This window comes from Blastococcus capsensis (assembly GCF_030165005.1).
Classification (GTDB): Bacteria; Actinomycetota; Actinomycetes; order Mycobacteriales; family Geodermatophilaceae; genus Blastococcus; species Blastococcus capsensis.
This window is the reverse complement of the sequence record NZ_JASNNW010000001.1, coordinates 355860-368931: the sequence shown is the minus strand read 5'-3', so window position 1 is coordinate 368931 and position 13072 is coordinate 355860. Positions and strand designations below refer to the sequence as shown.

The 13072-nt window shown below is 71.6% G+C and carries 12 protein-coding genes; 1 reads left to right on the top strand and 11 read right to left on the bottom strand.

Annotated elements, in window-relative coordinates; genetic code table 11:
- Nucleotides 1–127: 127 nt before the first annotated feature.
- The 8 genes from QOZ86_RS01710 to QOZ86_RS01675 all read right to left on the bottom strand — a co-directional run bounded on the left by QOZ86_RS01710 (nucleotide 128) and on the right by QOZ86_RS01675 (nucleotide 7265).
- Complete coding sequence (locus QOZ86_RS01710) at nucleotides 128–787, bottom strand: TenA family protein (protein WP_284490210.1); 660 nt, start codon at nucleotides 785–787, stop codon at nucleotides 128–130.
- Nucleotides 784–1533: a glutamine amidotransferase gene (locus QOZ86_RS01705; protein WP_284490209.1), complete on the bottom strand. Its 750-nt coding sequence runs from the start codon at nucleotides 1531–1533 to the stop codon at nucleotides 784–786. The genes QOZ86_RS01710 and QOZ86_RS01705 overlap by 4 nt, the downstream gene beginning before the upstream one ends.
- 8 nt (nucleotides 1534–1541) lie before the next feature.
- Entirely contained in the window at nucleotides 1542–2591 is a 1050-nt protein-coding gene (locus QOZ86_RS01700; RefSeq protein WP_284490208.1) for a phosphotriesterase family protein, read from the bottom strand.
- On the bottom strand, nucleotides 2588–3616 hold the full coding sequence (locus QOZ86_RS01695) for an ABC transporter permease (RefSeq protein WP_284490207.1): 1029 nt from the start codon (nucleotides 3614–3616) through the stop codon (nucleotides 2588–2590). The genes QOZ86_RS01700 and QOZ86_RS01695 overlap by 4 nt, the downstream gene beginning before the upstream one ends.
- Nucleotides 3613–4383, bottom strand: coding sequence for an ATP-binding cassette domain-containing protein (locus tag QOZ86_RS01690; protein ID WP_284490206.1), 771 nt, complete (start codon nucleotides 4381–4383; stop codon nucleotides 3613–3615). Before QOZ86_RS01690 ends, QOZ86_RS01695 begins: the two co-directional genes overlap by 4 nt.
- A 3-nt stretch (nucleotides 4384–4386) precedes the next feature.
- Complete coding sequence (locus QOZ86_RS01685) at nucleotides 4387–5403, bottom strand: substrate-binding domain-containing protein (RefSeq protein ID WP_284490205.1); 1017 nt, start codon at nucleotides 5401–5403, stop codon at nucleotides 4387–4389.
- Nucleotides 5404–5520: 117 nt separating this feature from the next.
- Entirely contained in the window at nucleotides 5521–6429 is a 909-nt protein-coding gene (locus QOZ86_RS01680; RefSeq protein WP_284490204.1) for a carbohydrate kinase family protein, read from the bottom strand.
- Nucleotides 6426–7265, bottom strand: coding sequence for a BtpA/SgcQ family protein (locus tag QOZ86_RS01675; protein ID WP_284490203.1), 840 nt, complete (start codon nucleotides 7263–7265; stop codon nucleotides 6426–6428). Before QOZ86_RS01675 ends, QOZ86_RS01680 begins: the two co-directional genes overlap by 4 nt.
- Before the next feature lie 143 nt (nucleotides 7266–7408).
- On the opposite strand from QOZ86_RS01675, the gene QOZ86_RS01670 reads away from it, so the two are divergent.
- Complete coding sequence (locus QOZ86_RS01670; RefSeq protein WP_284490202.1) at nucleotides 7409–8419, top strand: LacI family DNA-binding transcriptional regulator; 1011 nt, start codon at nucleotides 7409–7411, stop codon at nucleotides 8417–8419.
- A gap of 26 nt (nucleotides 8420–8445) precedes the next feature.
- Here the strand turns inward: QOZ86_RS01670 and QOZ86_RS01665 are convergent, their stop codons facing one another.
- The 3 genes from QOZ86_RS01665 to QOZ86_RS01655 all read right to left on the bottom strand — a co-directional run bounded on the left by QOZ86_RS01665 (nucleotide 8446) and on the right by QOZ86_RS01655 (nucleotide 12843).
- Nucleotides 8446–9534 (bottom strand): M20 family metallopeptidase, encoded by a 1089-nt coding sequence (locus tag QOZ86_RS01665; RefSeq protein ID WP_284490201.1) that lies wholly within the window; start codon nucleotides 9532–9534, stop codon nucleotides 8446–8448.
- A 1-nt stretch (nucleotide 9535) separates the two neighbouring features.
- Entirely contained in the window at nucleotides 9536–11170 is a 1635-nt protein-coding gene (gene pgm, locus QOZ86_RS01660) for a phosphoglucomutase (alpha-D-glucose-1,6-bisphosphate-dependent) (RefSeq protein WP_284490200.1), read from the bottom strand.
- A gap of 170 nt (nucleotides 11171–11340) precedes the next feature.
- Nucleotides 11341–12843: a class I SAM-dependent DNA methyltransferase gene (locus QOZ86_RS01655; RefSeq protein WP_284490199.1), complete on the bottom strand. Its 1503-nt coding sequence runs from the start codon at nucleotides 12841–12843 to the stop codon at nucleotides 11341–11343.
- Between the last annotated feature and the right edge of the window lie 229 nt (nucleotides 12844–13072).

Here is a 13072-nt window from a genome sequence, read left to right as displayed (position 1 = left end):
CGTCCGACCCGCATGGTCATCCGCCGATAGCGGCGACCCCGCGCGAAGGGCGGTGGGGAGCCGGCCAGGAGCTGCTCGTGCGAGCGACGGATGACCGCACGTGGCCGGAAGCCCGCGTTCGCCGGACTCAGGGACGGACGGCGTCGTGGAATGCGATCTCGGCCTCGAGCACCCCGGCGAACCAACGGTCGAGGTCACCGTCGTCCGCCTCGTCCTCGCCCAACCGGTCGACGTCGGCCTCCAGCGCCTTCACCTGGTCGAGGAAATCCTGCTGCGTGTGCAGGTCGATCCATGCCTGCAGGTCGGGCTGCCTCCGTGACCGGGCGGCCGGCGGCGCGGCAGCGGCGGCCGTGCACCACCGGGCGTACATCGTCTCCGCGGCGAGCATCCCGGTGACCGCGGCCGGCCGGCCGCCGTCGCGCACCTGGGCCAGAACGACGTCGGAGAGCACTGCTGCACGCGCCGCCGTCTCGGCCACCTCCGTCCCGGACACCGGCCACCGACCACGCAGGGAACCGAAGTAGGACCGCTGGTCGGTGACGAGATTGGTGAGTGACCGAGCGTTCGGGAGGAGCGTCTCCCAGGTGGTCGACTCCCACACCACCCGCCCGAGAACACGTGCTGCGGTCAGCACGAAGGATTCCTCGATGAAGAGGTACCGAGCGAAGTCGTCGTCGGAGAGGGTGCCGTCGACGGCGGCACGGACGAATCGGCAGCCGCAGGCATCGTCGAGCGCACCGGCCTGCCGGGCCACGAGGGCCGCTGCCCTCCCCTCGCCGGGGATCACCGCCCGACCAACCAGCGCACGAGTCCGTCGAACAGCTGCCCGTAGCCGGGCCATTCCTCGCAGAAGGCCGGCGGGGCCCAGTGCGGCGAGCAGTCCGAGGTGAAGGCACCCGCGCGACCACGCCCGTAGTCGGCGACGGCGACGAGGGGATCCGCGCCGACCCGGACGGGCACCTGCGCCGTCTCCTTGGCGACCACCCGGTTGTAACCGAGCAGCAGGGGCCAGTCGCTGCCCGTGCCATGGACGACCGGATGCTCGGCATCGACCACAGCGGGACGGACGCCGGCCGGGCACTCCACGCGGTCGTCCTCGGACAGCATGAGAACGGGCAGGACATCGGCGATCGGCGTCTGCCGGAAGGCGGCTCGCGCTTGAAAGCCGCTGAAGGACAGGTAGCCCCCGATCATCAGCAGAGCGCCGCCGCTCTCGACCCAGTCCCGCAGTGCCGCCAGCCGGTCGTGGCCCGGCCGGGAGTGCTCGAAGACCCCGGGGGCCAGCTGGATGGAATTCGCGCCGATGTCGGACAGCACCACGAGGTCGTAGGCGGACAGGGCGTCGGCGGTGCCCGGGAAGTCCGTGGGCACGAGGTGAGCGGGCAGGTGGACGACCTCGTGACCGCTGGCGGTGAGCGCGTCCCGCAGCGGGCCCACCCCCTCCACATAGGAGTGCACGGAGAACTCGTCGACGCCCTTCACGTGGGTAGAGGTCGTCATCCAGCTCTCGCCGGCGATGAGGATGCGTGCCATGGGACAGTTCAGCGCCCTTCGGGTGCAGAGGTGGCCGCGGCGGCCTCGAACAGCCGTCGCGGGTTGTCGGTCATCAGTGCGGTCACGAGGTTCGCCGGCACACCCACCCGCCGCAGACGGTCGGCGAACACCACGGGGACGTAGGCCAGCCCGTTGCCGCCGAAGCGGGTCAGCATGGCCTTCAGGAAGAGGTCGTGGGAGAGCAGGATCCGGCCGGCGTGGCCGGCCGCCACGAGGGCGGCGATCGCCCGTGCGGACTCCGCGGGGGCGGGGGAGAGTCCCTCGCCGGGGAAGTCGAACGGCATCCCGATCATGTCGAACGCCAGCGACACCCCGCGGTCGGCCACCGACGACTGGTAGCCGCGGTCGGATCCGGACGGGTCCAGGTGGCAGAGGACCACGGCCGCCGGCTCCACGCCCTGCTCGTCCACCACCACGTCGAGCACCTCGTGCGCCCGCCGCTGCCAGCCAGGGAGGTGGATGAACAGCGGCACGCCGACGACCCGCTGCGCCGCGCAGGCCGCGCGCAGGGCCTTCCGCTCCTCAGCCGTGAACGAGGGCGAGACGCCGATCTCCCCGATCACGCCGGGCCGCAGGTCGCGGGAGGGATCGAACTCGGCGACGAGCTCGGCCGTCAACGCCTCCTCCGTCGCGGTGGCCAGGTGCTCCGGGTGGGTGTGGCCGAGATACCACCCCGACCCCATCACCACCTGCACCCCGGTGTCCCGGGAGAGCGCGACGAGCCGCTCCGGTGCCCGGCCGATGCCGGGCGGGGTCAGATCGACCACCGTCCGGCCCCCCGCCGCGGCGAAGGAACGCAGATCGGCGGCCATGGCGTCGTCGTCGTCCAGGCGGCAGTTGTCCCGTGATTCGTACGGATGGTCGCCGAGCACCCACGCCAGCCCGGCGCTGACGGGTCGGTCGAGCAGGGCGGCGACCCACGGGTCGGCGGCCGGCCGGAACGCAGCTCCGTTGTCGTTCGCCAGGTGCTCGTGCGGCAGCACCACCCCGAGGTCGGACGACAGCACGTCGCCCAGCACCGTCCGGACGACGCTCATCTGCCGGCGACCAGAGAGCGGAGCGCCTGACCGATGTCCTTGCCGCGGAGGTTGACCCAGATCACCGCGAGGAGCACGGTGCCGGTGATGATCGGCGTCAGGAACGGGCTGACCCCGACGAGCGTCAGGCCGTTGGCGATGACGGTGATCAGGATGGCGCCGATGAGCGTGCCCACCACCGTGCCCCGGCCGCCGAAGAGGCTCGTGCCGCCGAGGACGACGGCGGCGATGACCGTCAGCTCGAAGCCCTGGGCGGAGTTGGCCGACCCGGAACCGAGCCGCGCGGCCACCAGGATCCCGGCGATACCGGCGGCGAGGCCGGACAGCGTCAGCGCCATCAACTTCACCCGACGGACGTTCACCCCGGCCCGCCGGACCGACTCCTCGGCCGCGCCGGTGCCGATGACGTACTGGCCGAACGGCGTCCGGTGGAGGACGACCAGGCCCAGCACGACGACGACCAGGGCGATCCAGGCGCTGCTGGAGAGCCCGAGCCACCGCGCCGACCCGAGCTGGGCGAAGAAGGTGTCGAAGTCGATCGGCACCGAGAAGCCCTGCGTGGTGAGCAGGGCGATGCCCCGGATGACCGACAGGGTCGCGAGGGTGACGATGAACGCCGGGATGCCGGCATAGGCGGTGAACCAGCCGTTGACCATCCCCCAGCCGGCGCCCATGACCAGGCCGGCGATCAGCACGATCGACGAGTCCCAACCGGCGGCCAGCAACTGGGCGCTCACGGCGGAGACGAACGCGATGATCGACCCCACGGACAGGTCGATCTGGCCCGCGGTGATCACGAAGGTCATCGCCACGGCGACGATGAGGACCGGGGCCACCTGGGTCGCCAGGTTCGAGACGTTGGCGAACGTCAGGAAGGTGTCGGAGGCCAGCGCGAAGAAGACGCACACGGCCGCCGTCACGCCGGCCATGACCATCGTGGCCTTGTTCGACCGCTCCCACCAGGACTGCTGCCGGGCCAGCTGCCGGGTGGTCTCCGTGGACGCCGGTGCGGTGGTCGCCGTCATGGTGACACCTCCTTCTGTGCCTTCTGCGGCTCCGAGCGGGTGATGAGCGCGACCAGCTTCTCGATGTCGAGCTGGTCGATCGGGACGTCGTCCACGCTCTGCCCCTCGTACATCACGGTGATCCGGTCGCAGACGCGGAACAGGTCCTGCAGACGGTGGGTGATGAGGATGACGCCGACCCCTCGGGCAGCGACGTCCGTGATGAGGCGCAGCACCGACTCCACCTCGGCGACCGCGAGGGCCGCCGTGGGCTCGTCGAGGATCAGCACGTCGGGCTTGAAGGAAACCGCCCGGGCGATCGCCACCGTCTGCCGCTGTCCCCCGGAGAGCGTTCCGATCTCCTGGTGCGTGGAGGACACCTTGACGTGCAGGTCTGACAGGATCTGGGCGGCCTGCTCGTGCATCGTCCGACGGTCGATGAAGGGGCCCTTGCGGGGTTCCCGGCCGAGGAAGAGGTTCCCGGCGACGTCGATCGTGTCGCAGAGCGCGAGGTCCTGGTAGACGATGCCGATCTTCTCGGCCTGGGCGTCCGCCGGGTTGGCGAAGCGAACCGGCCGGCCGTGGACACGGATCTCCCCGCCCCCGTGCTGCACGGCCCCGGCCAGCACCTTCATCAGCGTGGACTTGCCGGCACCGTTGTCGCCGACGAGGCCGAGAACCTCCCCGCGACGCAGGGTCAGGTCGACGCCTCGGAGCGACTGCACCGGCCCGTAGGACTTGGTGATGCCCTTGAGCTCGACGAGGAGGTCCTCGGTCTCGCCAGCCATGTCTCAGCCCTCCAGGTAGTAGAGGTAGTCCTCGTAGTTCTCGGGGGTCACGATCTGCGTGTCCACCGGGTACTCCTCCTGCACCGGGTTGCCGCAGGCCGCGTCGATGGCCGCAGCCATCGCCTGGTAGCCGAACTCGTAGGTGTTCTGCTGCACGACGCCGGCGATCCAGCCGGCCTCCAGCCCCTCCACCACGGGCTCGGCCAGGTCCCAGCCGACGACGGTGATCCGGTCCTGCGCGTTCTGGCTGCGCACTGCGGCAGCCAGGCCGATCAGCGCCGGCTCACCGGTCGCGTACACGTACTGCAGGTCGGGGTTGCCGGTGAGCAGGTTCTCCGCGGCGGTCTGGGCGTTCTCCTGGATGTTGCGGCCGTCGACGACGGTGCCGATCTCCATCCCCGCGGCGGTCACAGCCTCCTCGAAGCCCCGCTGACGCTCGAGCTGGATCGTGCTGTTCAGTGCGCCGACGATGCCGACGGTGCCCTCCCCGCCCGCCTGCTCGACCAGCAGCTCGCCGATCTGGGCGCCGCCCTCCGCGTTCGCCGTCCCGACCTGGGCGTCGACCGCCGGATCGTCCACGATCGCGTCGACGGCGACCACGGGGATGCCCGCTTCGTCGGCCGCTCGGATCGCGGGCTTGATGCCCTCGGTGTCGACCGCGGCCACGATGATCGCGTCGGCTCCGTCCGCCACGAGGGTGTTGATGGCGTTGGCCTGCGTCACGGAGTCGTCGTTGCCGCTGATGATCTGCAGGTCGACGCCGTACTCGTCGGCCATCGCCTGCGCCGCGTCGTTGATCTGGTTGAAGAAGAGGGCTTGCAGGTTGATGGTCACGAGCCCGATCTCGAACTCGTCGACGTTCTCGCAGCCCTCCGGCTGGATGCTCGGTTCGGGCAGCGAGCTGGTGGCGGCCGCGTCTCCCTCCGTCGTCGCCGGGTCCGCCGGCTCCGGGGAGGCGCTGTCACAGGCGCTCAAGGCCAGCATCGAGATGCCGGCGGCAAGGGCGAGGGTCCTTCTCATGGTTCCTCCAGGGGTGGCGGTGCGGTTGCGGGGCCTACGTGGTGACGCATGTCGGGTGGCTCGGGGCAGTGGCGCGCCGGGCGCCGCGGGAGGGCGTCTCGTGCCGTGCCGTACCTGTCATCCGGTTCGCGGGACCTCCTCCCGGTCCGTCGTGGGGACGCGCACGAGAGCGGTGTCGACGGCCGCCGGTCCGGGAGCGCCCCGCGCGCCGTGGACGCTGCAGGACAGGCTCGCCGCCACCCCGGCGCGGGCGGCCGCTCGCGCGGGCCTGAGACCGGCGTCGATACCGGCCAGATAGGTGCCGGTGAAGCAGTCGCCCGCGCCGGTGTCGTCCACCACGGCGACGGGCAGAGCGGGGCTGGTGACCACGGCCCCGCCGGGTTCGTGCAGCAGCCAGCCGCGGGAGCCGTCGGTGACGAGCAGGTGGGTGCCCGTCGTCGCGGCCAGCCCGGCCCACGTGTCACGGGGGACGTCGAGCAGCTCCTCCAGCCTCCGTCGGCCGATCACGACATGCCCCGCGGACCCGATGGCGTCCAGAGCCTGATCGCGGTCCTCGCAGCCGTCGAGGTCGACCGCCACGGTGATCCCCGGACGTGCGGCCACGCCCACGTGCGCGGCGCGGTAGCCGTCGAGGTAGAGGAGCCCGCCTCCCGCAGCGCCCAGCCGCTCCGCCGTGGCCAGGACGTGGCCGGTTCCGAGTGCGTCGTCCTGGCTCACGACGGCCCGGCGGCCCTCGACGTCTACCAGCACCACCGCGGTCGAGAGGAAGGAGGACCGGTCGGTCCAGGTCACGTCGATACCTTCGTCGGCCAGCTGCTCCAGGAACCGCCGCGACAGCGCGTCGTCACCGACCGCCCCCGAGAATGCGACGACGGCGCCGGCTCGGGCGGCGGCCACCGCGGCGTTGGCGGCCATCCCGCCGGGCAGGTGCTCCATCCCGGTCGCGTGGACGCGCTCGTCCGGACGGGGGAACTCCGGAACGCGCGCGACGACGTCGAGGTTGGCGTAGCCGCAAAAGACGATCACCGCCCGGCCGCCCGCGCCAGGGTGCGCACCTTCTCGGGTGCGACGCGGCCCCACCAGCGGCCGTTCTCCTTCGCCGCCGAGGCGACGATCGCGCCGTCGCACTCGGCGAGCAGCGTGGCCACGTTGGTCGGATCCACCCCGCTCCCGATGATCACCGGGAGCTGGGTGTGGTCACGGATCCCGATGACCTCCGCCACGGACGTGGCGTGGCCGGTCCGCGAGCCGGTGGCGATCAGCACGTCGGCGTCGAAGAACTCCGCGTCCTCCGTCTGCTCGGCCAGCGTGCGGTCAGCGACGATCGCGTGGGCGCCGTGCTTGACGTGCACGTCGGCGAAGACCTTGACGTCATCTGCGCCGATTCCGTGCCGGTACCGGGTGGTACGGGCGGCCTGCCCCTCGATGATCCCCTCGTTGGCGACGTAGGCGTTGGCCCACTGGTTGACCCGGACCCATCCCGCTCCGGCGGCCCAGGCGGCTGCCACGGAGCACTCGCCGGCGTTCGAGAGCACGCTCACGCCCACCCGGGGCCCGAGTTCGGCGACCACCGCAGCGGTGACCACGCCCATCGTCGCGGCCACCTCGTACCCGTGCTCGCCCGGCTTGAGGAAGGGCAGGTCCCCGTGGTTCTCGACGATGACGGAGTCGAAGCCGTTGCCGGTGTAGGCCCGCGCCTCCTCGACGGCGAAGCGGCACAGCTCCGCGACCGTCTGGCCGCGGTAGGCCGGGCTGCCCGGGAGAGGCGGCAGGTGGACCGCACCGATCAGGGTCGTGCCGTCCCCGAAGAGGCTGCCCATGGCAGACGGCTTGGACGGGAAGACCCCGAATGGCTGGGACACGCGGCGGCTCCATGTAATCGATTACCGAGGTGAGTGAACCTAGCGCGTGTGGCGCGGGACACGTCAAGAGCAATCGATTACATTCCGGTTGCGACTGCACGCCCGGCCAGGGGCGCAGTACTCCAGCCGGCCGGAGGAGGCTCGTGTCCCGCGTCACCATCCGCGACGTCGCACGACACGCCCGTGTCTCCACGGCGACGGTCTCCCGGGCCCTGTCCGGCGCCCGTCCCGTGTCGGCGGAGGTCGTCGAGCAGGTGCGCCGGTCCGCGGAGGAGCTCGGCTACGCGGGGAACGGCATAGCCAGCGCGCTCCGCCGCAGCCGTACGGACACCGTCGGCATGGTGGTCCCGAGCATCGCCAACCCGTTCTTCACCTCTCTGGTGGAAAGTGCCGAGCACGCCCTGCAGCAGGCTGGCCAGCAGCTGTTCCTGTGCTCCTCCCGCTCGGACCCAGGGCTGGAGGCGCAGCGGCTGCGCACCCTGGTCGCCCGACAGGTCGACGGCATCGTCATCAGCCCCGTCCACGGCACGGAGAGCACTGCGGCGGTGGCCTGGGCCGCCGACCAGCTACCTCTCGTGCAGGTCGACCGGTACGTGACCGGCGTGGACAGCCACTGGGTCGGAGTGGACGACCACGCGGCGCTCGGCCTGATTGCGGACCACCTGGCCCAGCGGGGCGTCCGGACGGCGGCCTTCGTCAGTTCCCGGCTCACCAACTCCTCGACCGAACTGCGCCTGTCGGGGCTCCGGCGGCACACGACACGCCTGGGCATCGCCGTCGACGAACGACAGATCCTGCTGGGTGACTACTCGATCGCGTGGGGCCGGGAGGCCGCCGCCCAGCTCCTCGCTGACGGGCCGCTGCCGGATGCCATCATCTGCGCCGACGACCTGATCGCGCTCGGCGTCCTGGAAGGCTGCGCGGCGGGCGGGATCGGCGTCCCCGACGACGTCCTGGTGACCGGGTTCGACGACATCCCCTTCTCGGCCCTGTCCGCACCACCGCTGACCACGGTGCACCAGCCCCAGGAGCAGATCGCCGCCGAAGCCGTCCGGCTGCTGCAGCGAGCCCTCGGCCCGGGTGCGGGCCCGCCCGAGCGGATCGCGCTGGCGCCATCGCTGGTAGTCCGCGCCAGCACCGACCGCGGCGACTGACGGCCGGGCCACACGGCCGGCGCAGTTCAGCCGGGCCAGCGGCGGGCCACCTCGGAGAACAGCGCGGCCGCCCGGTGCAGCTCGGCCAGCTCGACGTACTCGTCGCGGGCGTGCATGACCGCTGGCGTGCCAGGGCCCCACACCACGATCGGCGCGCCGGAAACCGCCGGTGCGAGCACGGATGCGTCGGTGAAGTAGGTGGCCGGATCCGCCAGCACCGGCGCAGGCAGGCTGGACACCCAGGGGTCGTCGGCAGCGGTGCGAACCGGAGGCAGGTCGACGTGCACCTCGACATCGGCGACCTCCGGCTGGTCGCGCCACCACGCCAGCAATTGCCGCCCGTCGCCCACGGTGCGCATGTCCACCAGAACCTCCGCGCGGTCGGGGACGATGTTCGGGACGGTTCCGCCGGCCACGACCCCGGGATTCCACGTCTCGCCGCCCAGGAACGGATCCGTGCGCAGCGGCAGCTCCCTCCGGACGCGCCCGAGCAATGCCACCAGGTCGAGGACGGCGTTGTGGCCGCGCTCGGGAGTGCTGCCGTGCGCTGCCTGCCCGACGGTCCGGACCGCCAGCCAGAGTGCTCCTCGGTGGCCGAGAAGCACCTGATTGCCGGTCGCCTCGGGGACCACCACCGCGCCGATGCGATGCCCGGCGAGAGCAGCCGCCGCGGCCGCCGCCCCCTGCGAGCCGGTCTCCTCATCGCTGGTCAACAGGAGTGCCAGTGGCGTCTCGGGGTCCGCTGCGGCCAGGGCCGCGGCAGCCGCCACGACACCGGCCTTCATGTCGCTGGTCCCGCGGCCCCAGATCCGGCCCTCGTCGAGGTCGGCCCCGAAGGGATCGCGCTGCCAGCTGCCGGGATCCGCCGCCGGGACGGTATCGACGTGACAGGCCAGCAGGAGATGGGGACGGGCAGGATCGGTCGGCGTCTTCAGCAGCGTCCACGGGTGGCGGCGGTCCGGGCCCGTGGTGGCCTCCAGGTGCGGTGCCCCCTCCCGCACGACCTCGGTGACGAGCCCCATGGCGTCACGCTGCGGCACGGGGTCCCCGGAGACGGTGACCCGACCGACCAGCTCGCGCAGCGGCGCGACCCGGTCCAGGTCCCCGGCGGCCACCTCAGCCGCCCAGGGCGGCGCTGACCACGGCCTGCGCCTCCTGCTGCACCTGGACGAGGTGCTCGGGGCCGGAGAACGACTCGGCGTAGATCTTGTACACGTCCTCGGTGCCGGAGGGCCGGGCGGCGAACCAGGCGTTCTCCGTGACCACCTTGAGGCCGCCGATCGGGGCGTCGTTGCCCGGTGCCCGCGTCAGCTTGGCCACGATCGGCTCGCCGGCCAGCTCCGTGGCGGTCACGTCCTCCGGGGAGAGCTTGGCCAGCGCCGCCTTCTGCTCGCGGGTGGCCGGCGCGTCGATCCGTGCGTAGGCCGACTTCCCGAAGTGCTGGGTGAGCTGATCGTGCAGCTTCGAGGGGGACCGGCCCGTCACCGCCTGGATCTCGCTCGCCAGCAGGGCCAGCAGGATGCCGTCCTTGTCCGTCGTCCAGACGCTGCCGTCGCGACGCAGGAAAGAAGCCCCGGCCGACTCCTCACCGCCGAACCCGACCGACCCGTCGAGCAGACCGGGCACGAACCACTTGAAGCCGACCGGCACCTCGATCAGCCGGCGCCCCATGTCGGCCACCACGCGGTCGATGAGCGAGCTGGACACCAGCGTCTTGCCGACGGCGGTGTCCTTGGCCCAGCCCGGACGGTGGCTGAGCAGGTAGGCGATGGCGACGGCCAGGAAGTGGTTGGGGTTCATCAGCCCGCCGTCGGGGGTCACGATGCCGTGCCGGTCGGCGTCGGCATCGTTGCCGGTGGCGATCTGGAACTCCGCCCGCCGGTCGACCAGCGAGGCCATCGCCGACGGCGAGGAGCAGTCCATCCGGATCTTGCCGTCCCAGTCCAGCGTCATGAACCGCCAGGTGGGGTCGACCAGCGGGTTCACCACGGTCAGGTCGAGGCCGTGGCGCTCGGCGATGGCCGCCCAGTAGTCGACGCTGGCCCCACCGAGCGGATCGGCGCCGATCCGCACGCCCGCCCGCCGGATCGCCTCGAGATCGACCACCTCGGGCAGGTCGTCGACGTAGCTGCCGAGGAAGTCGTAGGTCTCCGCACCCGAGCGGGCCTGGTCGAGCGGCACCCGCCGGACGCCGCTGAGCCCCGCGCGCAGCAGTTCGTTGGCCCGGTCGGCGATCCAGCCGGTGGCATCGGTGTCAGCCGGGCCCCCGCTGGGCGGGTTGTACTTGAAGCCGCCGTCCCGGGGCGGGTTGTGCGACGGGGTGACGACGATGCCGTCGGCCAGGCCTGAGGTGCGGCCGGCGTTCGCCCGCAGGATCGCGTGGCTGACCGCCGGCGTCGGGGTGTAGCGGTCGGCGGCGTCGACGAGCACGAGGACGTCGTTGGCGGCCAGCACCTCCAGGGCGCTGGACCACGCGGGCTCGGAGAGCGCGTGGGTGTCGCGGCCCAGGAACAGCGGCCCGTCGACCCCCTGCGCCGCCCGGTACTCGCAGATGGCCTGCGTGGTGGCCAGGATGTGCGCCTCGTTGAAGGCGGAGTCGAACGACGAGCCACGGTGCCCGCTGGTGCCGAACGCGACCTGCTGCGCCGGGTCGGCCGGATCCGGCTCTCGGGTGTAGTACGCGGTGACCAGCGCGGCGACGTCGATGAGGTCGGAGGGCTGGGCGGGCTGTCCGGCGCGGGCGTCGCTCATGCCGTTGATCTTGACGCCCTGGCGGCATCCGCGCGAGATCTGCACCTCCCGGCGTCCAGGCCGGAGCTTTATCGCCATAAAGCTCGGCGCGGACGGGCGCCGGGGTCAGCGGGGCGGGCGGGCCCCTCCGCGCCGTCCCTCCGCATGCGGCCAGGATGGCAGCGGGACGGTCAGGGCTCCAGGGAGCCCAGCATGCCCGAACCCCCGGCCTCCTCCAGCGCGAGCGCCACCGCCTCGAACTCGGCGAGTGCTGCGGTGAGGTCGTCGACGATCTCCCGCGCGATCACCTCGGGAGCCGGCAGGTCGTCGAGATCCTCCAGCGAGGCGTCCTTGAGCCAGGTGATGTCGAGGTTCGCCTTGTCGCGGGCGATGAGCTCGTCGTAGGAGAAGGAGCGGAATCGCTCGCTCTCGACCCGTTCGGAGCGCGGCCGCCCCGGCCGGTAGGACTTGACGAACTCTTCCAGGTGGCTGCGCCGGAGCGGGTTCTGCTTCAGCGTGAAGTGCTGGTTGACCCGCAGGTCGTAGACCCACAGCCGCTCGGTCCAGGCGTGATCGGCGGCCGGGCGCTTGTCGAAGAAGAGGACGTTGGCCTTGACGCCCTGCGCGTAGAAGATCCCGGTCGGCAGGCGCAGCAACGTGTGGACGTCGTAGTCGCGGAGCAGCTTCTTGCGGATCGCCTCGCCCGCGCCGCCCTCGAACAGCACGTTGTCGGGCAGGACCACGGCGGCCCGGCCGTTCATCTTCATGATCGTGGCGATGTGCTGCAGGAAGTTGAGCTGCTTGTTCGCCGTCGTGACGATGAAGTCGGCGCGCTCGATCTCGCGGTCCTCGCGGGCCTCGCGCCCGTCCGCGCCGACCATGGTGATCGAGGACTTCCGCCCGAACGGCGGGTTGGACAGGACGACGGACCAGCGCTGTCCGGGGTCGGCGAGCAAGGCGTCCTTCACCTCGATGAGGCTCTGCCCGTTCGGCTTGCCGATGCCGTGCAGAATCAGGTTCATCGCGGCCAGCCGGGCCGTGCCGTCAACGAGTTCGATGCCGTGCACGAACGCGTCCCGCAGGTGGTCCCGCTCCTCCGGCGTCATGTCCCCGGCGTGCTGGGCCGCGTACTCGTGCGCGGCGAGGAGGAAGCCGCCGGTGCCGGCGGCCGGGTCGATGACGGTGTCGGACGCCGTGGGCTGCAGGCAGTCGACCATGGCCTGGATCAGCGGCCGCGGCGTGAAGTACTGGCCGGCGCCGGACTTGATGTCCTCGGCGCCCTTGGCCAGCAGCGATTCGTAGGCGTCGCCCTTGATGTCGGTGCCCGACGCCGACCAGTTCTCCTTGTCGATCAGGTCGACGACCAGGCGCTTGAGCTTGGCGGGGTCCTGGATTCGGTTCTGCGCCTTGCGGAAGACGACCCCGAGCACGCCGGGCTGCCGGGCGAGGTCCTCCAGCATGTGCCGGTACGTGATCTCCAGGTCGTCGCCGTCGGCGTCGAGCAGGCGCTGCCAGGAGCAGTGGGCGGGGACGATGCGCTCCGGCTTCAGCGGCCGGGTCTCGCGCTCGTGCGCCATCTTGAGGAAGAGCAGGTAGGTGAGCTGCTCGGTGTACTCGATCGTCGAGACGCCGTCGTCGCGGAGGACGTTGCAGTAGCTCCACAGCTTGTCGACCAGCCGGCGAGCCTCGGTCACGCGTCTCCTCGTGGTCTGCGGGGGCCTGGCTGGCGCCGCTGGTCGATGTTCGCATGTGCCCGTCGCGATCCGGCCGTCGCGGCGGCCGCGGCCGCTGCCATGTCGTCTCACCCGGCTGGCCCAGGGGCACCCGAGATCGTCACCGATATGCCTGATGAGCAGGACTTTTCTGTCGTACCCCCCACCTAGTCTGGGGTTCGTCGACGAGGTCTCGGCAGGGAGGAGGGGC

Excerpts from the sequence above, each read along its gene's own strand:
- QOZ86_RS01705 (WP_284490209.1), bottom strand. The coding sequence starts at position 1,533 with ATGGCACGCATCCTCATCGCCGGCGAGAGCTGGATGACGACCTCTACC.
- QOZ86_RS01700 (WP_284490208.1), bottom strand. The coding sequence starts at position 2,591 with ATGAGCGTCGTCCGGACGGTGCTGGGCGACGTGCTGTCGTCCGACCTC.
- QOZ86_RS01695 (WP_284490207.1), bottom strand. The coding sequence starts at position 3,616 with ATGACGGCGACCACCGCACCGGCGTCCACGGAGACCACCCGGCAGCTG.
- QOZ86_RS01690 (WP_284490206.1), bottom strand. The coding sequence starts at position 4,383 with ATGGCTGGCGAGACCGAGGACCTCCTCGTCGAGCTCAAGGGCATCACC.
- QOZ86_RS01685 (WP_284490205.1), bottom strand. The coding sequence starts at position 5,403 with ATGAGAAGGACCCTCGCCCTTGCCGCCGGCATCTCGATGCTGGCCTTG.
- pgm (WP_284490200.1), bottom strand. The coding sequence starts at position 11,170 with ATGAGCGACGCCCGCGCCGGACAGCCCGCCCAGCCCTCCGACCTCATC.